General features: G+C 70.1%; 20 protein-coding genes. 9 read left to right on the top strand and 11 right to left on the bottom strand.

Translation table 11 applies throughout. The features are described 5' to 3' along the window. Positions 1 to 301: 301 nt before the first annotated feature. Positions 302 to 1,876, bottom strand: coding sequence for a DEAD/DEAH box helicase (locus tag FB600_RS25120; protein WP_013698542.1), 1,575 nt, complete (start codon positions 1,874 to 1,876; stop codon positions 302 to 304). A gap of 513 nt (positions 1,877 to 2,389) precedes the next feature. Next, on the bottom strand, positions 2,390 to 2,659 hold the full coding sequence (locus FB600_RS25115; protein WP_096748620.1) for an acyl-CoA-binding protein: 270 nt from the start codon (positions 2,657 to 2,659) through the stop codon (positions 2,390 to 2,392). Positions 2,660 to 2,819: 160 nt separating this feature from the next. Here FB600_RS25115 and tsaB point away from each other — a divergent pair, with 160 nt between their 5' ends. The 4 genes from tsaB to FB600_RS25095 are packed head-to-tail and all read left to right on the top strand — an operon-like array spanning position 2,820 to position 6,094. Then, on the top strand, positions 2,820 to 3,596 hold the full coding sequence (tsaB, locus tag FB600_RS25110) for a tRNA (adenosine(37)-N6)-threonylcarbamoyltransferase complex dimerization subunit type 1 TsaB (protein WP_096748621.1): 777 nt from the start codon (positions 2,820 to 2,822) through the stop codon (positions 3,594 to 3,596). After that, positions 3,593 to 4,090, top strand: coding sequence for a ribosomal protein S18-alanine N-acetyltransferase (gene rimI, locus FB600_RS25105; RefSeq protein WP_096748622.1), 498 nt, complete (start codon positions 3,593 to 3,595; stop codon positions 4,088 to 4,090). The genes tsaB and rimI overlap by 4 nt, the downstream gene beginning before the upstream one ends. Continuing rightward, positions 4,077 to 5,141 (top strand): uracil-DNA glycosylase family protein, encoded by a 1,065-nt coding sequence (locus tag FB600_RS25100; RefSeq protein ID WP_145757525.1) that lies wholly within the window; start codon positions 4,077 to 4,079, stop codon positions 5,139 to 5,141. Before rimI ends, FB600_RS25100 begins: the two co-directional genes overlap by 14 nt. Next, positions 5,138 to 6,094, top strand: a complete 957-nt coding sequence (locus FB600_RS25095; protein WP_096748624.1) for a DUF1853 family protein — start codon at positions 5,138 to 5,140, stop codon at positions 6,092 to 6,094. Before FB600_RS25100 ends, FB600_RS25095 begins: the two co-directional genes overlap by 4 nt. Positions 6,095 to 6,172: 78 nt before the next feature. Here FB600_RS25095 and thiD read toward each other — a convergent pair whose 3' ends face one another. Both thiD and lplT read right to left on the bottom strand, forming a co-directional pair. Then, positions 6,173 to 6,985, bottom strand: a complete 813-nt coding sequence (gene thiD / locus FB600_RS25090; RefSeq protein WP_145757524.1) for a bifunctional hydroxymethylpyrimidine kinase/phosphomethylpyrimidine kinase — start codon at positions 6,983 to 6,985, stop codon at positions 6,173 to 6,175. Between the two features lie 100 nt (positions 6,986 to 7,085). Next, the gene (gene lplT, locus FB600_RS25085; protein WP_060003371.1) at positions 7,086 to 8,393 is read right to left on the bottom strand and encodes a lysophospholipid transporter LplT; all 1,308 of its coding nucleotides are present in this window, start codon (positions 8,391 to 8,393) and stop codon (positions 7,086 to 7,088) included. Between the two features lie 211 nt (positions 8,394 to 8,604). Between lplT and alr the strand changes: the two genes are divergently transcribed. The 3 genes from alr (at position 8,605) to FB600_RS25070 (ending at position 11,457) form a co-directional block, all read left to right on the top strand. Next, positions 8,605 to 9,675, top strand: a complete 1,071-nt coding sequence (alr, locus tag FB600_RS25080) for an alanine racemase (RefSeq protein ID WP_013698534.1) — start codon at positions 8,605 to 8,607, stop codon at positions 9,673 to 9,675. A gap of 10 nt (positions 9,676 to 9,685) precedes the next feature. Beyond that, positions 9,686 to 11,062: a DNA repair protein RadA gene (gene radA / locus FB600_RS25075; RefSeq protein WP_036050846.1), complete on the top strand. Its 1,377-nt coding sequence runs from the start codon at positions 9,686 to 9,688 to the stop codon at positions 11,060 to 11,062. A 131-nt stretch (positions 11,063 to 11,193) separates the two neighbouring features. Continuing rightward, positions 11,194 to 11,457, top strand: a complete 264-nt coding sequence (locus FB600_RS25070) for a DUF2866 domain-containing protein (protein WP_013698532.1) — start codon at positions 11,194 to 11,196, stop codon at positions 11,455 to 11,457. A 139-nt stretch (positions 11,458 to 11,596) separates the two neighbouring features. Here the strand turns inward: FB600_RS25070 and FB600_RS25065 are convergent, their stop codons facing one another. Further along, positions 11,597 to 13,522, bottom strand: a complete 1,926-nt coding sequence (locus FB600_RS25065) for an ATP-binding cassette domain-containing protein (RefSeq protein WP_145757523.1) — start codon at positions 13,520 to 13,522, stop codon at positions 11,597 to 11,599. 190 nt (positions 13,523 to 13,712) lie between these two features. On the opposite strand from FB600_RS25065, the gene FB600_RS25060 reads away from it, so the two are divergent. Next, positions 13,713 to 14,198 (top strand): glutathione peroxidase, encoded by a 486-nt coding sequence (locus FB600_RS25060; protein WP_013698530.1) that lies wholly within the window; start codon positions 13,713 to 13,715, stop codon positions 14,196 to 14,198. Positions 14,199 to 14,229: 31 nt separating this feature from the next. On the opposite strand, the gene cls is transcribed toward FB600_RS25060, so the two are convergent. From cls to dapC, 6 genes are all read right to left on the bottom strand, one after another. After that, the gene (gene cls, locus FB600_RS25055) at positions 14,230 to 15,669 is read right to left on the bottom strand and encodes a cardiolipin synthase (protein WP_096748630.1); all 1,440 of its coding nucleotides are present in this window, start codon (positions 15,667 to 15,669) and stop codon (positions 14,230 to 14,232) included. 157 nt (positions 15,670 to 15,826) lie between these two features. Further along, positions 15,827 to 16,765 carry a 50S ribosomal protein L3 N(5)-glutamine methyltransferase gene (prmB, locus tag FB600_RS25050; protein WP_025099323.1) on the bottom strand — a complete coding sequence of 313 codons (939 nt, stop codon included), beginning with the start codon at positions 16,763 to 16,765 and terminating at the stop codon, positions 15,827 to 15,829. Between the two features lie 11 nt (positions 16,766 to 16,776). Further along, positions 16,777 to 17,916 carry a succinyl-diaminopimelate desuccinylase gene (dapE, locus tag FB600_RS25045; protein ID WP_013698527.1) on the bottom strand — a complete coding sequence of 380 codons (1,140 nt, stop codon included), beginning with the start codon at positions 17,914 to 17,916 and terminating at the stop codon, positions 16,777 to 16,779. 100 nt (positions 17,917 to 18,016) lie between these two features. Beyond that, the gene (locus tag FB600_RS25040; protein WP_013698526.1) at positions 18,017 to 18,373 is read right to left on the bottom strand and encodes an arsenate reductase; all 357 of its coding nucleotides are present in this window, start codon (positions 18,371 to 18,373) and stop codon (positions 18,017 to 18,019) included. Continuing rightward, positions 18,373 to 19,200, bottom strand: coding sequence for a 2,3,4,5-tetrahydropyridine-2,6-dicarboxylate N-succinyltransferase (gene dapD, locus FB600_RS25035; RefSeq protein ID WP_096748632.1), 828 nt, complete (start codon positions 19,198 to 19,200; stop codon positions 18,373 to 18,375). The genes FB600_RS25040 and dapD overlap by 1 nt, the downstream gene beginning before the upstream one ends. A gap of 58 nt (positions 19,201 to 19,258) precedes the next feature. Beyond that, complete coding sequence (gene dapC, locus FB600_RS25030; protein ID WP_145757522.1) at positions 19,259 to 20,485, bottom strand: succinyldiaminopimelate transaminase; 1,227 nt, start codon at positions 20,483 to 20,485, stop codon at positions 19,259 to 19,261. A 418-nt stretch (positions 20,486 to 20,903) separates the two neighbouring features. On the opposite strand from dapC, the gene FB600_RS25025 reads away from it, so the two are divergent. Next, positions 20,904 to 21,848 carry a DMT family transporter gene (locus FB600_RS25025; protein ID WP_105821437.1) on the top strand — a complete coding sequence of 315 codons (945 nt, stop codon included), beginning with the start codon at positions 20,904 to 20,906 and terminating at the stop codon, positions 21,846 to 21,848. Positions 21,849 to 21,869: the final 21 nt, after the last annotated feature.

Raw genomic sequence — 21,869 nt, 5'->3', positions numbered from 1 at the left:
CATCCGGCGCTTCGTTTCGTGAACTCTTGTATAAGAGTCTAGGGAAGCGTCCGGCGCGGCGACAGCGGCTTTGGTGGGCTCCTCTAAAATATTTACTTGTTTTTAATCAATGGCTTGAATGAGTCGTTTCGCGATGAGAAACGTCTTTTTCCATCTCGCAATCCCCCGGCTTGTGCCACGCAGCATGATTTTTTACGAGACAAAAAAATTTTCCGCATCGTGAAATGTCAACGGCGGGCGAAAAAAAACCGGTGCCGAAGCACCGGTTTTGTCTTGCCTGGGGCGCGCGAGGCGCCCGGGCTCAGGCTGCCGAGCCGCGACGCGGGCCGCGCGGGGCGTCGCTGCGACGGTTGCCGCCGTAGCCGCCTTCGCGGTTGCCGCCGCCGTTCGAGGGCTTGCCGCTCCAGCCGCCGCCATTGCCGCTGCCGTAGCTGCGGCCGCCTTCGCGATTGCCGCCGCCGTAGCCGCCTTCACGGCTGCCGCCCGGCTTGCCGCCGAAACGGCGACCGCCGTTGCCGCCGCCCGGACGGCCACGGCTCGGGCCGTTGCGCGGGGGAGCCTTGCGCGGCTCGAAGCCTTCGATCACGTTGACCGGCAGCGGCGAACGCACGAAGCGCTCGATGCGCTTGAGGGCGCCCTGTTCGGCGTGGTGCACCAGGCTCACCGCGATACCCGAGCGGCCCGCGCGGCCGGTACGGCCGATGCGGTGCACGTAGTCCTCGGCGAACTTCGGCAGGTCGTAGTTGAAAACGTGCGTGATGCCGGGGATGTCGATCCCGCGCGCGGCCACGTCGGTGGCCACCAGCACGCGCACGCGGCGCTCGCGCAGCGCGCGGATGGTGCGATTGCGCGCGCCTTGCGGCAGGTCGCCGTGCAGCGCGGCCGATTCGAACCCGGCATCGGCCAGGCGGCCGGCCAGTTGGTCGGCGTCGATCTTGGTGGCGGTGAAGATGATCGCCTGATCCAGCGCGTCGTCGCGCAGCAGGTGGTCGAGCAGGCGATCCTTGTGGTCGCGGTCGTCGACGTAGTGGACCGTCTGGGCGATGTTGGTGCGCGCCTCCATCTTCTGGACGATCTCGATGCGCTCCGGATCCTTCAGCAGGCGGCTGGTCAGCGAGCCGATCTTGCCGTCCAGGGTGGCCGAGAACAGCATGGTCTGGCGCGAGGCCGGGGTGGCCGCGACGATGGTCTCGATGTCGTCGATGAAGCCCATGTCGAGCATGCGGTCGGCTTCGTCGAGCACCAGCATCTTCAGCTCGGACAGGTCGATGCGGCCGCGCTCGAGGTGGTCGAGCAGGCGGCCCGGCGTGGCGACCAGGATTTCCGGGTTCTTCGCCAGCAGCATCAGTTGCTGGCCATAGGCCACGCCGCCGAGGATGCTGACCGTGCGCAGGCGGCGCAGGTGCTTGCCGTAGGTCGAGGCGGCGGTGGTGACCTGCATCGCCAGTTCACGCGTGGGGGTCAGCACCAGCAGGCCCGGGCGGGCCACCGGCTGCGGGCGACGCTGGCGGCGGTCGGCCGATTGCGGCTCGCGCGGCGCGCGCGGTTGTTGCGCCTGGGTCTTCTGCAGCTGCGCGAATCGCTCGATCGCGGGCAGCATGAAGGCGGCCGTCTTGCCGGAGCCGGTCGGGCTCGACACCAGGAGGTCGCGGCCCGCGATGCCGGCGGGGATCGCGCGCTGCTGGACCGGGGTCGGCTTCACGTAGCCGGCGGCCTCCAGGGCGGAGACGATCTCCGGCGACAGCCCGAGCGACGCGAAGCTCGGTTCGCCGTCGTCGGGCTGCGCAGCCTCGATGGGCGCGGCAGCGGCGTCGGTCAGACCGAGTGCCTGGTCGGCAATCGCGTTGAGCGGGCTTTGGGGTTGGCTCGAAGTCATATCAATCCTTGAAACACGGTGGGTGAAACGTCGGCGCCAATCGTGCATGCCCAAGTCGACAATGCATCGAGCAAATCGGGAACGTGACAGACGTCCGCGTTCGAGGAACGCAGACTCACTCACGGGTGCGTTAGAAGCTGTTTCGGGTGCGGCACGCGGCGGAAATCCGGAAGTCGGAATTCGCCGAACACGCCGCCAGCCTGATACTTTGATGGCCGCGAAGGGCCCAGAGAGGCAGGAGGGGACAGGTTCTAAACTGGATTGGAGCGAAACGTACGAGGCGTCAAAACGGGGCTGGATGACCAGCCCATACGTGACGCGAAGCGGATTATAGAGGGATTTGCTGCAGCGCGCCACTGCTATCGTGGCGTATTTGTGAAATGCCGGCGCGATGCCGGCGAATTCGATACGTTTCGTTACACGTTTGTCCCGCTTCGGCGGCGGTTCGGCAGCCGCCCGGGGCCACGGGCAAGGCGGCACCAGCCGCGAGGCGGCGGGCGCCGGCGACGCACCTCAGGAGGCGGCGCCGCTCTTCAGGTCCTCGACCAGTTGCACGTACTGCTGCTGGGCCTCTTCCTGCGAAGTACCCTTCAGCGCGGCCCAGGCGTCGTACTTGTACTTGCCGACGATGTCGGTGAAGCCGGGCTTCTCGCCGTTGACATCGCCTTCGCTGCCTTGCTTGTACAGCGCGTACAGACGCAGCAGGGTCATGTTGCCGGGCTTCTCGCTCAGTTGCTTGACGTCCACCAGCGCTTGCTCGAACTGGGCTTGGATATCGCTCATCGGGTGTCTCCGAGGGGTTTTCAGGTCGGCAGATGGTAGCAAGCCGCGCCGCCGGGCGGGTCGAGCGATCCTTCCAAACCGGCTGGCCGCCGCCCTGGCCGATCGTGATGTGCCGGCCGCCGGTTTCGAAACGCCCGTGCCGGCGGGGTGCCGCATTACAATGTCGGCCATGACGCAAACCGTGCTCCTCGCCATCGATACCTCGACCGAATTCTGCTCGGTCGCCCTGATCGCCGCCTCCGACGCGGCGCCTGCCTCCACCGCCCCGCGCATCTGGTTCCGCCACGACGAGACGGGCGCCGTCTCCAGCACGCGCGTGCTGCCTGCCGTGCGCGAACTGCTCGACGAGGCCGGCTTCACGCTGGCCGATTGCAACGCGATCGCCTTCGGCGCGGGCCCGGGCTCGTTCACGGGCCTGCGCACCGCGACCGGCGTGGCGCAGGGCCTGGCTTTCGGCCGCGGCCTGCCGGTGGTGCCGATCGGCACGCTGGCCGCCTGTGCCGAGCACGCGCGGCTCAACGCGCTGGCCGCTGGCGCACCGGCGCCGACGCGCGTGCTGGCCGCGCTCGACGCGCGCATGGACGAGGTCTACTGGGCCGACTATGCCTGGGACGAAGCCGCCGGCGATTGGCGCACGCTGCAGCCGGCCGCGCTCGACGCGCCGGGCCTGCTCGCCGCGCCTGCCGAACCCTTTACGCTGGCCGGCAACGCGGCCGCGGCCTTCGGCGAACGCCTGCCGCTGGCGGCGCTGGCCGCCCATGTCGACGGCGCGGCGCTGCCGCACGCGGTGCCGGTCGCGCAGCTCGCGCTGCGCGCGTTTCGCGCCGGCCGCGTGGTGCCGGCCGACCAGGCCGCGCCCGAATACGTGCGCAACAAGGTCGCGCAGACCACCGCCGAGCGGCTCGCCGAGCGTGCCGCCCGGGAGAGCGGCCGATGAGCGGCGTGCTGATGACCGACCGTTATCTGGCGCCGATGACGGACGCCGACCTCGACGAGGTGGTCGAGATCGAGAAGGCCGCCTATGAATTCCCGTGGTCGCGCGGCAACTTCGAGGATTCGCTGCGCAACGGCTATTTCGGCGTCTGCATGCGGCACGTGACGGGCACCCTGGTCGGCTATTGCGTGCTGATGCCGGTGGTCGACGAGATGCACCTGCTCAATCTGTGCGTGGCGCCCGCCGCGCAGCATGCCGGCTGCGGGCTCGCGCTGCTGCGCGAGGCGACGCGCATCGCGCGCGCCGAGCGGCTCGACGGCATGCTGCTCGAGGTGCGACCGTCCAATCCGCGCGCGATCCGGCTCTACGAACGCTTCGGCTTCGAGGTGGTCGGACGCCGCAAGAACTATTACCCGGCGAAGCACCGCACGCGCGAGGACGCGATCGTGATGCGGCTGCCGCTCGATATTCAGGGAGGCACGCATGAGCTGGCTTGACTCGGCGCTCGACGAGATGGGGCTCGGGCCGCGCTGGGTGCGGCGCGGGCAGGGGACGGCGCCGGCCGCGGCAGGCGAGGGCGAGGTGCAGGCCGGCGCCGCCGTGGCGGCGCGCCCGGAGGCGGTCGGCGATCGGCCCATCCTGGCCGGCTCGCCGATGGCGAGCGCCGATGAGAGGCTGCCTCAGGCGGCCGCGCGCGAGGAGCGCGCCGCGCCCGGGCTCGTCAGCGAGCCGCTTCGCCCGGCGCCCGGCGCGAAGCGTCCTTCCGATTCCGCCGTGTCCGACATGGTTGCGCGCGCACCCGATGCGGCGCCGGCCGCTCGCGGCGAGCCGCCCGCGCCCGCCATGAAGGCGCCGGCCGAGGAAGCCCCGCCGTTCGACGATCCGTCCTGGTTCGACCTCGCACCCGCACCCGACGCGCCGCCGCCTGGCCTTGCGCCGCTGCCCTCGGCGCCGCCGGCCGCGGCGCTCGCTTCGGTCGCCGATCTCGGCTGGGACGAACTCGAGGCACGCGTGGCCGACTGCCAGCGCTGCCGGCTCTGCGAGAAGCGCACCCAGACCGTGTTCGGGGTCGGCGATCGCGAGGCCGACTGGATGCTGGTCGGCGAGGCGCCGGGCGAGAACGAGGACAAGCAGGGCGAGCCCTTCGTCGGCCAGGCCGGCAAGCTGCTCGACAGCATGCTGCATGCGCTCTCGCTGGAGCGCAGCAACAACGTCTACATCGCCAACGTGATCAAGTGCCGCCCGCCCGGCAACCGCAATCCCGAGCCCGACGAGGTCGCGCGCTGCGAGCCCTACCTGCAGCGGCAGGTCGCGCTGGTCAAGCCGAAGCTGATCGTGGCGCTGGGCCGCTTCGCCGCGCAGACGCTGCTGAAGTCCGACGGCAGCATCGCCTCGATGCGCGGGCGCGTCCATCAGTACGAGGGCGTGCCGGTGATCGTCTCCTACCATCCCGCCTACCTGCTGCGCAGCCTGCCGGACAAGTCGAAGGCCTGGGCCGATCTGTGCCTGGCCCGCGATACCTTCGGCAAGGCCACGGGCGGCGCATGACCGACGCCGCGCGGTCCGCACCGTGGGTGGGGGGGCTGCGCGACGCGGCGGTGCGCGATCTGGGCTGGCTGCTGGCCAGCGCCGACCTGCTCGCCGCCTCCGCCGAGGCACCGCTCGCGCGGCCCTGGGCGGATCGCGAGGAAGCCGCGCGCGTGCTGGCCTGGCTGGCCGCGCTCGACGCCGACCCGGCGCCGCTGCGGCAGGCCGTGGAAGCGGCGCGGCCCACCCGCCTGGGCCGGTATGCCGAAACCCTGCTGGCCTTCTTCGCCGCGCATGCGCCGCGCTGGCGCCTGGTCGCCGCCAACCTGCCGGTGCGCGTGAGCGGGCGCACGCTCGGCGAATGCGATTTCCTGCTGGTGTCCCCGCAAGGCGAGCGGCTGCACTGGGAACTGGCCGTCAAGTGCTACCTGTGCGCGGCCACGGCCGGCGAGGCGGCGTTGAGCGACTATGTCGGGCCCAACCTGGCCGATCGTTTCGACCTGAAGTACCGGCGCCTGGTCGACCACCAACTGCCGCTCACCGAACGCGAGGAATTCGCCTTCACCGGGCAGGCCGGCCCCTGGGCCGCGAGCATGTTCGTGAAGGGCTGGCTGTTCTATCGCGACGGCGCGCAGCCGTTGGCGCCGGCCGCGCTCGACGCGGCGCATTCGCGTGGCTTCTGGGCCGCGCGCGGCGACTGGCCGGCGCTGATCGCGCGCCAGCCGGCCGGCACGCGCTGGGTGGTGCTGCCGCGGCTGGCCTGGCTCGCGCCGCGTCGGCTCGAGGCGGGCGACCCGCTGCAGCCGGTCGAGGCGCCGGCGCTGTTCGAGGCGGTCCTGGCACGCGAGGCGCCGTCGCTGGTGGCGGCCCTGACGCAAGGCGAGGACGGCGCCTGGCACGAGATCTCGCGCGGCTTCCTGGTCGACGACGCGTGGCCGTCGCGAGCCTTGGCCTTCGCCGGCGCGGGACGATAAAAAACGCCGCGATCGACGCGGCGTTTTTTTGATTCGGCCGATCGCGGCAGCGACCATCGCCAAGCGGGCCCCGGCCGCTCACCACCACCGATGGAAATGATGGACCGGCCCGACGCCGTGCCCGACCTCGAGCCGCGTGCTGGCGGCGATCGCCTTGGCCAGATAGTGCTTGGCGTCGATCACCGCGTCGGCCAGCCCGGCGCGTTGCGGGCGCAGCGCGGCGATCGCGGCCGACAGCGTGCAGCCGGTGCCGTGCGTATGGCGCACGGGGATCCGCGCGCCGTCGATGCGCAATTCGCCCTCGGCGCGGATCAGCCAGTCGGGGCTTTGCGCCGCGTCGGGCAGGTGGCCGCCCTTCATCAGCACCGCGCGCGCGCCGCGAGCCAGCAGCGCGCGGCCCTGCTCGACCATCCGCGCCTCGTCGGCGGCTTCCTCGCAGCCGAGCAGGGCGGCGGCCTCGGGCAGGTTCGGCGTGACCAGGTCGGCCAGCGGCAGCAGCCTGTCGCGCAGCGCGGCCACCGCCTCGGGCGCCAGCAGCGCGTGGCGGCTCTTGGAGATCATCACCGTGTCGAGCACCACGAAGGGCGGCGCGTGGCGCGCGAGCGCCGCGGCCACCGCCTCGACGATGGCCGCGTTGGCGAGCATGCCGATCTTCACCGCGTCGATGCGGATGTCCTCGAACACGGCGTCGAGCTGGGCCGTCACGAAGGCCGCCTCGGGCGCGTGCACGGCGCTCACGCCGCGGGTGTTCTGCGCGGTCAGCGCGGTGATCGCGCTGGCGCCGTAGGCGCCCAGCGCGGAGAAGGCCTTCAGGTCGGCCTGGATGCCGGCGCCGCCGCCGGAATCGGAGCCGGCGATGGTCAGGGCGTGCGGGATCGGGGAGAGGGTCATCGCGTCGGGGCCGGCCGGGCCGGCATGGCGGAGGGAGCGGCGATCGCGGCCGCCCCGGCGCGCGGCGGGTGCCGCCGCGCGAGGCGCCGCATCCGGGAATTCAGTGCCGGCTCTCGCCGATCAGCGCGACCGAGTCGAACTGGCGCTGGTTGGCGAGATGGCGGCGCATCACCAGCCACATGGTCAGGCAGACGAAGGTGCCGAACAGCACGATCACCACGCCGACCGGCACGTCGAGCCAGACCAGCACGGCGTACAGGCAGAGCATCACCAGCACCGACAGGTTCTCGTTGAAGTTCTGCACCGCGATCGAGTGGCCGGCCGACATCAGCACGTGGCCGCGATGCTGGAGCAGGGCGTTCATCGGCACCACGAAGAAGCCCGACAGCGCGCCGACCAGCATCAGGAACAGGTAGGCGACCACCAGGTAGCCGGGCACGTGCATGCGCCCGACATGCAGCACCCAATGATGGGGCAGCAGGTCGCGCGTGTAGAAGGCCATCATCATCACGGCCACGCCCATCATGATGCCGACCGGCAGCACCTTCAGCGATTTCTTGAGCGGGATCTTGCTGGCCGCGGCCATCGCGCCGCCGGCCACGCCCAGCGCCACCACCGCCTGCAGGATCGCGCCCTCGGACAGCGACATGCCGAGCGAGACCTCGGCCCACTTCAGCACGATGAACTGCAGGGTCGCGCCGGCGCCCCAGAACAGGGTGGTGACGGCCAGCGAGATCTGGCCGAGCTTGTCGCGCCAGAGCACCACGAAGCAGTCGGCGAAATCGGTGACCAGGCGCCAGGGGCCGTGCTGCTGCTGCGGGTAGCGCGCGCCGGTATCGGGGATGCGCAGGTTGAACAGCGCGGCGACCACGTAGATCGCCATGATCACCAGCATCGCGGCCTCGGCCGGGGTGTTGATGGCCGCCGGCGTGTAGGCGATCACGTGGGCGGCGATGTGCGGGCTGATCAGCGCGCCGCCCAGCACGGTGCCGAGGATGATCGAGCTGACCGTGGTGCCCTCGATCCAGCCGTTGGCGGCCACCAGCCGGTCGGGCGGCAGCAGCTCGGTGAGGATGCCGTACTTGGCGGGGGAATACGCGGCGGCGCCGAAGCCGACGATGCCGTAGGCGATCAGCGGATGGGCGCCGAACAGCATGATCAGGCAGCCGATCACCTTGATCGAGTTGGTGATGAACATCACGCGGCCCTTGGGCCGGGAATCAGCGAAGGCGCCGACGAAGGCGGCCAGTACCACGTAGGACAGGACGAAGAACAGCTTGAGCAGCGGAATCATCCAGTTCGGCGCGTGCAGATCTTTCAGCAGGGCGATGGCGGCGATGAGAAGCGCACTGTCGGCCAGCGAAGAGAAAAACTGCGCGGCCATGATCGAGTAAAAACCTTTTTTCATCTGAAGCGATGCTTTCCTCGCTGCGGCTCGGCCGCAGGGGCCGTGCAATCGGACTATCCCGTGCAAAATAGGTTGTGCGCACGGCTTTATATCATGAAAATACGGCAAATCCGACTAGCAAGAATCCCCGATCGTTCCGGCTTTGTCGCGGCACCGAGCCCACAAGGTGCGGTAAGCTGCTGATTCGCCTGCGTGTTTATGAAATTTCCTTATGCCGCGCCCGATTTCCGCCACGATTCACACCGCCGCACTTGTTAACAATCTCGCGGCCGCGCGCCGCTTCGCCCCCCGCTCGAAGGTCTGGGCGGTGGTCAAGGCCAATGCCTACGGGCATGGCCTGGCGCGCGCGTTCCCGGGCCTGAGGAGCACCGACGGCTTCGGCCTGCTCGACCTCGAGGAGGCGGTGAAGCTGCGCGAGCTGGGCTGGGCGGGGCCGATCCTGCTGCTCGAAGGCTTCTTCCGCTCGACCGACGTCGACGTGATCGACCGCTACAGCCTGACCACCACGGTCCACAACGACGATCAGCTGCGCATGCTCGAGACGGCCCGCCTGTCCAAGCCGATCAACATCCAGCTCAAGATGAACAGCGGCATGAACCGGCTCGGCTACGCGCCGGACAAGTATCGTGCCGCCTGGGAGCGCGCCCGCACCTGCCCGGGCATCGGCCAGATCACCCTGATGACGCATTTCGCCGACGCCGACGGCGAACGCGGCGTGGCCGACCAGATGGCGGCCTTCGAGCGCGGCGCCGAGGGCATCGCCGGCGCGCGCAGCCTGGCCAATTCGGCCGCCGTGATGTGGCATCCCGACACCCATGGCGACTGGGTCCGCCCCGGCATCCTGCTGTACGGCGCCTCGCCCTCGGGGCGCGCCGCCGATATCGCCGGCGCCGGCCTGCAGGCCGCCATGACGCTCGGCTCCGAGCTGATCGCGGTGCAGAACATCGCCAAGGGCCAGGCGGTCGGCTACGGCGGCGCCTTCGTCGCGCCGGCGCAGATGCGCATCGGCGTGGTGGCCTGCGGTTACGCCGACGGTTATCCGCGCATCGCCCCGGAAGGCACGCCGATCGTGGTCGACGGCGTGCGCACGCGGATCGTCGGCCGGGTCTCGATGGACATGATCACGGTCGACCTCACGCCGGTGCCGGGCGCCGGCATCGGCGCGCGCGTCGAGCTGTGGGGCCAGGCGCTGCCGATCGACGACGTCGCCGCGTCGTGCTCGACGGTCGGCTACGAGCTGATGTGCGCGATCGCATCGCGCGTGCCCGTGCGCGCGGAATAAGGGCGGGCTCGTGGCGAAACAGAAAACGGTCTATATCTGCACCGAATGCGGCGGCCAGTCGCTGAAATGGCAGGGCCAGTGCCCGTCCTGCCATGCCTGGAACACGCTGGTCGAATCGGCCGCCGAAACCCCTTCGCAGCACCGCTTCCAGGCGCTCGCCAAGAGCGCGCCGGTGCAGCGCCTGGCCGATATCGACGCGGCCGACGTGCCGCGCTTTTCCACCGGCATCGGCGAGTTCGACCGCGTGCTCGGCGGCGGCCTGGTGGCCGGCGGCGTGGTGCTGATCGGCGGCGACCCCGGCATCGGCAAATCCACCCTGTTGCTGCAGTCGCTGGCCCAGCTGGCCAGCCAGCGCCGCGCGCTCTATATCAGCGGCGAGGAATCGGCCGCCCAGATCGCCCTGCGCGCCCAGCGCCTGGCCCTGCTCGATCACGGCGGCGACGCCGCCGATCTCAAGCTGCTGGCGGAAATCCAGCTCGAGAAGATCCAGGCCACGATCGCCGCCGAGCGGCCCGACGTGGCCGTGATCGACTCGATCCAGACCGTCTATTCGGAAGCGCTCACCTCGGCGCCCGGCTCGGTGGCCCAGGTGCGCGAATGCGCGGCCCAGCTCACGCGCATCGCCAAGCAGTCGGGCACCGCGATCATCATGGTCGGCCACGTCACCAAGGAGGGCGCGCTGGCGGGCCCGCGCGTGCTGGAGCACATCGTTGACACGGTGCTGTACTTCGAAGGCGACACGCATTCTTCCTACCGGCTGGTGCGCGCCTTCAAGAACCGCTTCGGCGCGGTCAACGAGCTCGGGGTGTTCGCGATGACCGAGCGCGGCCTGCGCGGCGTGTCCAACCCGTCCGCGCTGTTCCTCTCGCAGCACGAGGAGGTGGTGCCGGGTTCCTGCGTGCTGGTCACGCAGGAGGGCTCGCGGCCGCTGCTGGTGGAGGTGCAGGCGCTGGTCGACACCGCCAACGTGCCGAATCCGCGGCGCCTGGCGGTGGGCCTGGAGCAGAACCGGCTGGCCATGCTGCTGGCCGTGCTGCACCGCCATGCGGGCATCGCCTGCTTCGACCAGGACGTGTTCCTGAACGCGGTGGGGGGCGTCAAGATTACCGAGCCGGCCGCCGACCTGGCGGTGCTGCTGGCGATCCATTCGTCGATGCGTAACAAAGCGTTGCCGAAGGGCCTGGTGGTGTTCGGCGAGGTCGGGCTGGCCGGCGAGATCCGGCCTTCGCCGCGCGGCCAGGAGCGTCTGCGCGAGGCGGCCAAGCTGGGTTTCACGATGGCGCTGATTCCCAAGGCCAATGCGCCCAAGCAGCCGATCGAGGGCCTCACCGTGATGGCCGTCGAGCGCATCGAGCAGGCCATCGACCGCGTGCGCGGCCTCGAATGAGGGCCCGCCGGGCCGCTCGCGCACGGTAACTCCATGTAACGTTTCAGGGCGCGGCTGTAACTCGTCGCGCGGGTGTTTTCCCCTATGCTTGGCCGCAATGCGTCCCGCAGGTGTGAAAGGAAGGACCCACCTTGAAACCGTCCCAGCAAGCCATCGACCAGCGCCTCTACAACCTGCGCGGCTGCCGCGTCTCGGAGCCGATCCGGCCACCCTTCGGGGGCGGCTGCCGGATCGTCGAGTGGGTCGACGACGAGGGGAGGATCGCGCGGCGCGTGGTGGCCGAGCACGTGACCGAGGCCGAGGTGGCCGCCACGATTCGCCAGCCGCTCGCCGGCCGCCGCTACCTGATGCACGACGACGAGCAGATGCCGCGCGAGACCCTGCCGCGGCGTTGAGGGCAGGGCGCCGCGCCCGCCGGTGGCGCGGCCGGGATGCTTCGGTATCCGATCGATCGGCGCGGCTGCGGGCGCGACGCGGGCCGCATGCGCCACGTTCGTCATATCGGCCGGGGCGTCCACCGTGGTCGCGCGGCCTTCAGCCGATCTGCTCGAGCTGTTCCTGCACGTCGAGCCAGTCGAGCTCGAGCGCTTCGAGCCGGCCGCTCACCTCGCCGAGCTTGCGGATCGCCTCGGTCAGCTCGCTCTTCTTCTCGGCCGCGTAGCTGCCGGGGTCGGCCACGAAGCCGTCGAGCCGCGCCTTCTCGGCGTTGAGCGCCTCCATTTCCTTCTCGAGCTTGTTGATCCGCGATTGCAGCGGCTTTTTCAGCTGCGACAGACGCTGGCGCGCCTCGGCTTCCTGGCGCTTCTGGTCGCGGCGGTTGGCGCCGCCGGCGCCGTCGGCCGAGGCTTCGCCGCGTGCCGCCGCGCGCTGCTCGGCCGCGTGCTGCAGCAGCCAGTCGCGATAGTCGTCGAGATCGCCGTCGAAGGGCTGGATGCGGTGCCGGGTGACCAGCATGAACTGGTCGGTGGTGGCGCGCAGCAGGTGCCGGTCGTGCGAGACCAGGATCAGGGTGCCGTCGAACTGCGCGAGCGCCATGGTCAGCGCGTCGCGCGTTTCGAGGTCGAGGTGGTTGGTCGGCTCGTCGAGCAGCAGCAGGTTCGGCTTGAGCCAGATGATCAGCGCCAGCGCCAGGCGCGCCTTCTCGCCGCCGGAGAACGGCGCGATCGGCGAGGAGGCCATGTCGCCCGAGAAATTGAAACCGCCGAGGAAGTCGCGCAGCTCCTGCTCGCGCGTGTCGGGCGCGAGGCGCGCCAGGTGCGCGAGCGGCGAATCGTCGGGGCGCAGCGTCTCCAGTTGATGCTGGGCGAAATAGCCGATCGTCAGGCCCTTGCCGCCGCGCACCTCGCCCGCCAGCGGCGCGAGCGTGCCGGCCAGGGTCTTGATCAGGGTCGACTTGCCCTGGCCGTTGGCACCGAGCAGGCCGATGCGCTGGCCGTTCTGGATCGACAGCGTGACGCGCTCGACGATCGGCAGCGCGCCGCCGTCCTCGCCCCGGTAGCCGCATTGCACGTCCTCCATCACCAGCATCGGATTGGGTGCCGAATCGGGCGTGCGGAACTCGAAGCTGAAGGCCGAGGCCGCGTGGGTGGGCGCGAGACGCTCCATCTTCTCGAGCGCCTTGACGCGGCTTTGCGCCTGCTTGGCCTTGGAGGCCTTGGCCTTGAAGCGGTCGATGAAGCTCTGCAGGTGCTCGATGGTCTTCTGCTGCTTCTCGTAGGCGCTCTGCTGCAGCGCAAGGTGCTGCGCGCGCAGCACCTCGAACTGCGTGTAGTTGCCGCCGTAGCGCTTCACCTGGCGGTTCTCCAGGTGCAGCGTGACGTTGCAGATCGCATCGAGGAACTCGCGGTCGTGCGAGATCACCACCAGGGTGCCGGCGTAGCGGTGCAGCCAGTCCTCCAGCCAGACGATCGCGTCGAGATCCAGGTGGTTGGTGGGTTCGTCGAGCAGCAGCAGGTCGGAGCGGCACATCAGCGCCTGCGCGAGATTCAGGCGCATGCGCCAGCCGCCCGAGAAATTGGCGACGCTCTCGCGGGTCTGCGCCAGCGTGAAGCCGAGCCCGAGCAGCAGCGCCTCGGCGCGCGCCGGCGCGGTGTAGCCGTCGGCGTCGGCGAACGCCACGTGCGCCTCGGCCTCGGCCGCGCCGTCATGCGCGGCGGCCGCCGCGGCGATGCGCGCCTCGATGCGGCGCAGCGCGACGTCGCCGTCGAGCGTGTAGTCGAGCGCGTTGCGATCGACCGCCGGGGTTTCCTGCGAGACGTGCGCGATCTGCCAGGACGGCGGCATCGAGACGTCGCCGCCGTCGGCATGCAGCTCGCCGCGCAGCACCGAGAACAGGGTGGACTTGCCCGCGCCGTTCGCGCCGACGAGGCCGGCCTTCTCGCCGGGGTTGAGGGCGAAGGTGGTGCCCTCGAACAGCGGCTTGGTACCGCGCGAGAGGCTGAACTGGTTGAAACGGATCACGACGGGAAGGGCTGGAGAAAACCGCTATTCTAGACTGCCCGCCGGGCGCGGGGGCCGCCGCGCCCTTGAGGCGGCGCCGGGGGGCTGTCCGTTCGGACGATTCACGCGCCGCGCCGGTTTCGCATAGACTGCCGCGATGGCGTCGAGCACGCCCGATCCAATCCACCGAAACCGAGCCTGGGAGCAAGCCATGTCGACCGATACCGTCTATTCATTCAACGCGAAAGCGCTCGGCGGCGAGGACGTGTCGCTCGATAGCTATCGCGACCGCGTCCTGCTGATCGTCAATACCGCCAGCGAATGCGGGTTCACGCCGCAGTACGCGGGCCTGCAGCAACTGCACGAGCGCTTCGGCAGCCGCGGCCTGGCGGTGCTGGGCTTTCCCTGCAACCAGTTCGGCGGCCAGGAGCCCGGTGACGCGGCGCAGATCGGCGCGTTCTGCGAGCAGCGCTTCGGCGTCAGCTTCCCGCTGTTCGAGAAGATCGACGTGAAGGGCGAGCAGGCGCATCCGCTGTTCCGCTGGCTGACCGAGGAGGCGCCGGGCCTGCTCGGCACCAAGGCGATCAAGTGGAACTTCACCAAGTTCCTGGTCGGCCGCGACGGCAAGGTGGTCAAGCGCTACGCGCCGCAGACCAAGCCCGAGGAGATCGCCGCCGATATCGAGGCGCTGCTCTGATCATCGTGCCGCGGCGCTTCGCGCGCCGCGTTCAGAGGATCGGCGCGAACAGCCGCGCCACGTGCATCAGCACGCGCCGCCAGGCGCCGGCGCGCCGCACCTCGCCCAGGTCGACCTCGTCGGCCGCGGCGAAATCCTGGCTCAGCATCGCGTCGACGTCGGCCGCGAAACCGGCGTCGACGGTCAGCACCATGATCTCGAAGTTCAGGCGGAACGAGCGGTTGTCGAGGTTCGCGCTGCCCACCGCGGCGGCCGAGCCGTCGATCAGCACCACCTTCTGGTGCAGGAAACCCTGGCGGTAGCGGAAGATCCGCACGCCGGCGTCGATCAGGTCGCGCGCGTAGAGCTTCGAGGCCTCGAACACCACGTAGTGGTCGCGCCGGCTCGGGATCAGGATGCGCACGTCCACGCCGCGCATCACCGCCAGCTTCAGCGCCGCGATCACCGCCTCGTCGGGCACCAGGTAGGGCGTGGTGATCCAGAGCCGCTCGCGCGCGGCGTGGATCGCCTCGACGAAGAACAGCGAGCCGGTCTCCTGCTTGTCGGCGGGGCCCATCGGCACCACCAGGCAGTGCATGTCCTCCTCGTCCAGCGGCGCCGGAGGCGGCGAGTCGACCGGCAGCGACTGCGTGGCCCAGTGCCAGTCCTCGGCGAACACATAGCGGATATTGGCCACCACCGGCCCGCGCAGCTCGATGTGGGTGTCGCGCCAGGGCGAGAGCCGCGGGTTCGCGCCCAGGTATTCGACGCCCACGTTGTGGCCGCCCACGAAGGCACGCTCGCCGTCCACCACCACGATCTTGCGGTGGTTGCGGAAGTTCAGCTGGAAGCGGTTGACGAACTGCTGGTTGGTCGCGAACGGATGGACCTCGACGCCGCCGGCGCGCAGCGCGTTCACGTAGCGATGCGGCAGGTCGAAGCTGCCGATGCTGTCGTAGAGCAGGTAGCAGCGCACGCCGCGCCCGGCGCAGGCGATCAGCGCGTCGCGCAGCATGTCGCCGAGCGTGTCGTCGCGCACGATGAAGAATTGCACGATCACGCAGTGGCGCGCGGCCTCGATCGCGCCGAGGATCGCCGCGAAGGTCGCCTCGCCGTTCACCAGCAGCCGAACCGCGTTGCCGCCCACGAAGGGCATCCCGCCCAGGTGGGTCAGCGCGCGCACCGGCGCCAGGCCCAGCGCGTCGGCCGGCACGCCCAGCGAGCTGCCGTGCGTGTCCCAGCTGGAGGGGCGCGAGCGCGTGCGCAGCGCGGCCGTCTCGCTGCGGCGCGCGTCGACATAGCCCGAGAACTTGCTGCGGCCGAGGAACAGGTAGGGGATCAGCGTCAGGTAGGGCATCGCGGTCAGCGAGACCGCCCAGGCGATCGCGCCCTGCGAGGTGCGGGTATTGAGGATCGCGTGGCAGGCCGCGATCACCCCGAGGATGTGGGCGATCGCGATGAGGGTGCCGAGATGGAGCCAGTCGAGTTGCATCGGTGCTTGGAGTTCCGGGTGGTGCGTGGCGGCGGGTTTGCCGCGTGACGCATCTTGGCGATCGACCCGAGCGGCCCGCGATACGGCGGCAGGCTCGCCCGGGCCGTTCGGCTGGTCCCCCGGGCCGCCGTGCCGGGCCGGGGGACCAGCGCGGGATTCAGGCCGCGTGCGGCAGGTCGGCGGCGTGGATCAGGAACACGCAGTCGTCGCCGGCGCTGGTCGGCAGCCAGATCAGGTCCAGGCCGCCGAAGGCCGCCTCGACGTTGTGACGCTCGTTGCCGATTTCCACCACCAGCACGCCGTCCTCCTTGAGCCACTTCTTCGCCTCGCGCAGGATGCGGCGCACGATGTCCATGCCGTCGTCGCCGCCGGCCAGCGCCATTTCGGGCTCGTGGCGGTATTCGTCGGGCAGCGCGGCCATCGAGTCGGCGTTCACGTAGGGCGGATTGCTCAGGATCACGTCGTAGCGCAGCTCCGGGTCGGCGAGCCGCTCGGTGGGCAGCGGCGCGTAGAGATCGCCGTGATGCAGTGCGATGCGATGGTCGAGCCCGTAGTCGCTGATGTTGATCTCGGCGACTTCCAGCGCGTCTTCCGACAGGTCCACCGCGTCGATCTCGGCATGCGGGAAGGCCTCGGCGGCGAGCACCGCCAGGCAGCCCGAGCCGGTGCAGAGCTCGAGCACCGCGCCCACCTGTTCCGGGTCGGCCACGTAGGGCTGCAGGCCGTCGTCGAGCAGCTCGCCGATGAAGGAGCGCGGCACGATCACGCGTTCGTCGACGTAGAAGCGATGGCCGTGCATCCAGGCCTCGTTGGTCAGGTAGGCGGCCGGCAGGCGCTCCTCGACGCGCCGCTCGAGCTGGGCGAGCACCGCCTCGATCTCCTCGGGCAGCAGGCGCGCGTCGAGGAAGGGGTCGAGCGTGTCGAGCGGCAGGTGCAGCGTGTGCAGCACCAGGTAGACGGCCTCGTCGTAGGCGTTCTCCGAGCCGTGGCCGAACGTCAGGCCGGCGGCGGAAAAGCGCGAGACGCCGTAGCGGATCAGGTCGCGGGGCGTGCCGAACACGGCGGCGGGCGTGGCAGGGGTGGCGGGCGTGGTCATGGCGGCCTCCGTCAGGCGATCAGTTGTTCGAGCACGCGGCGGTAGACGTTCTTCAGCGGATCGATGAAGCGCAGCTCGACGTGCTCGTCGATCTTGTGGATCGAGGCGTTGGGCGGCCCGAACTCGATCACCTGCGGGCAGATCCGCGCGATGAAGCGGCCGTCCGAGGTGCCGCCGGTGGTCGACAGCTCGGTCTCGACGCCGGTTTCGTCGTGGATCGCCTTCGCCAGCGCGATCGAGAGGTCGCCGCGCGGCGTGAGGAACGGCAGGCCGCTGATCGACCACTTCAGCTCGTAGTCGAAGCCGTGCTTGTCGAGGATCGCGTGGACCCGCGCCTGCAGGCCCTCCACCGTGCTGGCGGTCGAGAAGCGGAAGTTGAACAGCAGGGTGACGTGGCCCGGGATCACGTTGGTCGCGCCGGTGCCGCCGTGCAGGTTCGAGACCTGCCAGGTGGTGGGCGGGAAGTATTCGTTGCCCTCGTCCCAGCGCTCGGCGGCGAGCTCGGCCAGCGCCGGCGCGAGCAGGTGGATCGGGTTCCTGGCCAGGTGCGGGTAGGCGATATGCCCCTGCACGCCCTTGACGATCAGTTCGCCCGACATCGAGCCGCGCCGGCCGTTCTTGACCATGTCGCCGAGCGTGGCCGAGGAGGTCGGCTCGCCGACGATGCAGTAGTCGAGGCGTTCGCCGCGCTCGCCGAGCGCCTCCACCACCTTGACGGTGCCGTCGGTGGCCGGGCCTTCCTCGTCGCTGGTGATCAGCATCGCGATCGAGCCGCGGTGCCGCGGATGCGCGGCCACGAATTCCTCGCTGGCCACCACGAAGCCGGCCAGCGAGGTCTTCATGTCGGCCGCGCCGCGGCCGTACAGCTTGCCGTCGCGATGCGCGGGGATGAAGGGCGGCGAGGTCCATTGCTCGAGCGGGCCGGTCGGCACCACGTCGGTGTGGCCCGCGAACGCGAGCAGCTTGCCGTCGCGGCCCTCGGTGCCGCGCTTGACGGCCCACAGGTTGGTCACGCCGTGCGAGGCGATGGTTTCGCACTCGAAGCCGATCGCCGCGAGGCGCTCGATCATGATCTGCTGGCAGTGTTGATCGTCGGGCGTCACGGACGGGCGCGCGATCAACTGTTCGGTAAGGGCTAGGGTGGCTGACATGGTTCGGACCACTTTCGATGAAAAATGCCGGCGCGACGGCCGGCAGGTCGGGGCGCGCAAGCCGCGTGGCCGGCGCGCCCGGTGCTTCGTGATGCGTGCCTCAGGCGGCGAACAGCGCGGCGTACTGGTCGGAGACGAAGCCGACCGCCTTCACGCGGCCGTCGACCTCCACCACCGGCCGCTTGATCACCGAGGGCTTGTCGAGCATCAGCGCGATCGCGCCGGCCTCGGTCTCCGCACTCGCCTTGACCTCGTCGGGCAGGGCGCGCCAGGTGGTGCCGCGGCGGTTGACGAGGGTCTCCAGCGGCACGTCCTTCAGCCAGCCCTTCACGATGGCGGCGGTCAGGCCCGCCTTCTTGAAGTCGTGGAAGTCGAACGCGACGCCGTGTTCGTCCAGCCACACGCGGGCCTTCTTCACGGTGTCGCAGTTCGGGATGCCGTAGACGACGGTCGTCATCAGTCGCCTCGCAGCAGTTCGTTCAGGCCGACCTTGGCGCGCGTCTTGGCGTCGACCTTCTTGACGATCACGGCGCAGTACAGGCTGTGCGAGCCGTCCTTCGAGGGCAGGTTGCCGGCCACCACCACCGAGCCGGCGGGGATGCGGCCGTAGCTGATCTCGCCCGTCTCGCGGTCATAGATCTTGGTGCTCTGGCCGAGGTAGACGCCCATCGAGATCACCGAGTTCTCCTCGACGATCACGCCTTCCACCACTTCCGAGCGCGCGCCGATGAAGCAGTTGTCCTCGATGATGACCGGGTTGGCCTGCAGCGGTTCGAGCACGCCGCCGATGCCGACGCCGCCCGACAGGTGGACGTTCTTGCCGATCTGCGCGCAGGAGCCGACGGTGGCCCAGGTGTCGACCATGGTGCCTTCGTCGACGTAGGCGCCGATGTTGGTGTACGAGGGCATCAGCACCACGTTCTTCGCGATGAAGGCGCCGCGGCGCGCGACGGCCGGCGGCACCACGCGGAAGCCGCCCGCGGCGAAGTCTTCCGCCGTGTAGTTGGCGAACTTCGAGGGCACCTTGTCGAAGAACTGCGAGTAGCCGCCGGCGGCCATCGGCGCGTTGTCTTCCAGGCGGAACGACAGCAGCACGGCCTTCTTCAGCCACTGGTGCACGATCCATTCGCCGTTCTGCTTCTCGGCGACGCGCAGCGAACCGCGGTCGAGTTGCTCGATGGCGTGCGCGACGGCCTCGCGGACCTCGGCGGGCGCGGCCTTGGGCGAGAGCTCGGCACGGTTTTCCCAGGCGGTATCGATGATTTGCTGAAGTTGTTGCGACATGTTGGTTGCTTCGCTGGAAGTTGGAAGAGGAATCGGGACGGTCAATACGGGAGCGGGCTCAGCGAGCCTGGCTGGCGAGAGCGCGGCAGAACTCGACGATGCGCCGGGCGCCTTCGAGGCATTCGGCGCTTTCGGCGACCAGCGCGATCCGCACGAAATCGCGGCCCGGATTCGTGCCGTGCGCGTCGCGCGCGAGATACGAGCCGGGCAGAACCGTCACATTATAGTCGGCGTGGAGACGCCGGGCGAACTCGGTATCCGACAGGCCGGTGCGCGCCACGTTCGCCCACAGGTAGAAGGCCGCGTCGGGCAGCGCCACGTCGAGCACCTCGGCCAGCAGCGGCGTGACGGCCGCGAATTTTTGCGCATAGAGTGCGCGGTTCTCGCGCACATGTTCCTCGTCGCCCCAGGCCGCGATGCTGGCCTGCTGCCAGACCGGCGAGAGCGCGGCGCCGTGGTAGGTGCGGTACAGCAGGAAGCGCTTGAGGATCGCGGCGTCGCCGGCCACGAAGCCCGAGCGCATGCCCGGCACGTTGGAGCGCTTGGACAGGCTCGACAGCATCACCAGCCGCTCGAAGCTGCGGCCGAGGCGGCGCGCCGCGTCCAGGCCGCCCAGCGGCGGCGCGGCTTCGTCGAAATAGATCTCCGAATAGCATTCGTCGGAGGCGATCACGAAGCCGTGGCGGTCCGACAGCGCGAACAGCTCGCGCCAGTCCTCCAGCGTGAGCACCGCGCCGGTCGGGTTGCCCGGCGAGCAGACGAACAGCAGCTGGGTGCGGGCCCAGACCTCGTCGGGCACGCTCGAATAATCGGGGGCGAAATTGCGCGCCGGATCGCTGTTGACGAACACCGGCTCGGCGCCCGCCAGCAGGGCCGCGCCCTCGTAGATTTGATAGAACGGATTCGGACAGAGTACGATCGCTGACTTGCCGTCGGCGCGCGGCGTGGCGTCGATCACGGCTTGCGCGAGCGAGAACAGCGCCTCGCGCGAGCCCGAGACGGGCAGCACCTGGCTGGCCGCATCGACGGATTCGATGTCGTAGCGGCGCTCGACCCAGCGCGCGATCGTCGTGCGCAACGCGTCCGAGCCCGCCGTGGCCGGGTACGAGGCCAGGCCGTCGAGCGAGGCCACCACCGCGTCGCGGATCAGCGCCGGCGTCGCATGCTTGGGCTCGCCGATGCCGAAGCTGATCGGGGCGTGCGCGGCGGACGGCTTGACGTCCTTGAACAGCGCGCGGAGCTTTTCGAACGGATAGGGCTGGAGCGTATCGAGTCGTGGATTCACGGGCTTGGGCTTCGGAGGCGGTTGGGGCCCGTCGGGGACGGGCTGGAACGAATCGGGCGGCGGCGCGGCGGCCGAGGGCCGGGCGACCGGCGGCGCGGGATGCGCGTCGCCTGGCTGGCGGGGCGCGAGGCGCACGCCGCGGGCCGGCCTGGTGGGCCGGAGCGGTCGATTATAGCTTGCCGCCGCGCGCCTTTCGGGCGGGCGGCGCGGTGCCGGGGCCGGATCGGCGCGATGGCTGGCGGGATCGATAACCGGAAGCGCCGGCAACCGGGCGGCCCGATAACCAGGAGGGACAATAACCGGGCGGCTCGATGACTCGCCGCGCCGATGGTCAGGTGGGCCGGCGGGCAGCAGCGCTGACCACGGGCCGCGCGCCGCGAGACGGTGCAACAACGCAAACGAGGGCAGGTGGGCGGAAATGAAGGGACATGAACGGTCGGCGCTGCCGACCCTGGCGATCCTGGTGGGCGCGTCGGTCTGGGGGCTGGTCTGGTATCCGCTGCGGATGCTGGCCGGGCTCGGCCTGACGGGCACCGCGGCCAGCGCGCTGACCTGCTTCTGCGCCTGCCTGTTCGTGGTGGTCTGGCGCCGCCGCGCGCTCGCCACGCTGCGCTGGCACTGGCTGCTGGCCGCGCTCGGGGTGGCCGCCGGCATCACCAACCTGGGCTTCGTCTGGGGCACGATCCACGGCGAGGTGCTGCGCGTGATGCTGCTGTTCTACCTGACCCCGGCCTGGACCGCGATCTATTCCCATTTCCTGCTGCGCGAGCGCCTGACCTGGGCCAGCGCCGCGCTGGCGGCGCTGTCGATCACCGGCGCCATGCTGATGCTCTGGTCGCCGCGCCTGGGCCTGCCGCTGCCCTCGAACCCGGCCGAATGGGCGGGGCTGGCCGCCGGCCTGAGCTTCGCGATGAGCAACGTGCTGGTGGTGCGGATCTCGCGCGACCTGCCGGAGCTCAAGCCCGAGATGCGCACCGCCACGCTGTTCGCGGGCGGCGCGGCCTTCGGGCTGGCGGCGATGTTCGTGGAAGGCGTGCCGCCGCTGCCCGCGCCGCATGCCGTGACGCTGGCGCTGCTGCTGGCCGCCGCGATCGGCGTGGTCACCGCGCTCAACAACCTGCTGGTTCAATACGGGCTTGCCCGGGTACCGGCCAATCGCGCCTCGATCATCATGCTGTTCGAGATCGTCGTCACCGCGCTGTCGGCGTGGCTGTTCGCCGACGAGCTGCCGGGCGCGCGCGAGTGGCTCGGCGGCGCCTGCATCGTGCTCGCCACGCTGCTGTCGAGCCGCGTGCACAAGGCTCCGACCCAGGCGCCGGCCGGCGACGCCGATCGCCGGGACGAGGCCCGCGCGATGGTATGATGGACCCGCTTCACGGGGCGG

The sequence above is a fragment of the Burkholderia sp. SJZ089 genome (assembly GCF_007828315.1).
Taxonomy (GTDB): domain Bacteria; phylum Pseudomonadota; class Gammaproteobacteria; order Burkholderiales; family Burkholderiaceae; genus Burkholderia; species Burkholderia gladioli.
Note: the sequence above shows the minus strand (reverse complement) of the source record. Positions and strands in the feature narration are given on the sequence as shown.

Bases quoted from the DNA above. Each gene is read 5' to 3' on its own strand.
- FB600_RS25100 (WP_145757525.1), top strand. From the start codon at position 4,077: ATGAGCTGGCTTGACTCGGCGCTCGACGAGATGGGGCTCGGGCCGCGC.
- FB600_RS25095 (WP_096748624.1), top strand. From the start codon at position 5,138: ATGACCGACGCCGCGCGGTCCGCACCGTGGGTGGGGGGGCTGCGCGAC.
- alr (WP_013698534.1), top strand. From the start codon at position 8,605: ATGCCGCGCCCGATTTCCGCCACGATTCACACCGCCGCACTTGTTAAC.
- prmB (WP_025099323.1), bottom strand. From the start codon at position 16,765: ATGACCACGCCCGCCACCCCTGCCACGCCCGCCGCCGTGTTCGGCACG.
- cls (WP_096748630.1), bottom strand. From the start codon at position 15,669: ATGCAACTCGACTGGCTCCATCTCGGCACCCTCATCGCGATCGCCCAC.
- FB600_RS25040 (WP_013698526.1), bottom strand. From the start codon at position 18,373: ATGACGACCGTCGTCTACGGCATCCCGAACTGCGACACCGTGAAGAAG.
- FB600_RS25060 (WP_013698530.1), top strand. From the start codon at position 13,713: ATGTCGACCGATACCGTCTATTCATTCAACGCGAAAGCGCTCGGCGGC.
- FB600_RS25120 (WP_013698542.1), bottom strand. From the start codon at position 1,876: ATGACTTCGAGCCAACCCCAAAGCCCGCTCAACGCGATTGCCGACCAG.
- tsaB (WP_096748621.1), top strand. From the start codon at position 2,820: ATGTCGGCCATGACGCAAACCGTGCTCCTCGCCATCGATACCTCGACC.
- FB600_RS25115 (WP_096748620.1), bottom strand. From the start codon at position 2,659: ATGAGCGATATCCAAGCCCAGTTCGAGCAAGCGCTGGTGGACGTCAAG.
- dapD (WP_096748632.1), bottom strand. From the start codon at position 19,200: ATGTCGCAACAACTTCAGCAAATCATCGATACCGCCTGGGAAAACCGT.
- lplT (WP_060003371.1), bottom strand. From the start codon at position 8,393: ATGAAAAAAGGTTTTTACTCGATCATGGCCGCGCAGTTTTTCTCTTCG.
- dapE (WP_013698527.1), bottom strand. From the start codon at position 17,916: ATGTCAGCCACCCTAGCCCTTACCGAACAGTTGATCGCGCGCCCGTCC.
- thiD (WP_145757524.1), bottom strand. From the start codon at position 6,985: ATGACCCTCTCCCCGATCCCGCACGCCCTGACCATCGCCGGCTCCGAT.
- rimI (WP_096748622.1), top strand. From the start codon at position 3,593: ATGAGCGGCGTGCTGATGACCGACCGTTATCTGGCGCCGATGACGGAC.
- FB600_RS25025 (WP_105821437.1), top strand. From the start codon at position 20,904: ATGAAGGGACATGAACGGTCGGCGCTGCCGACCCTGGCGATCCTGGTG.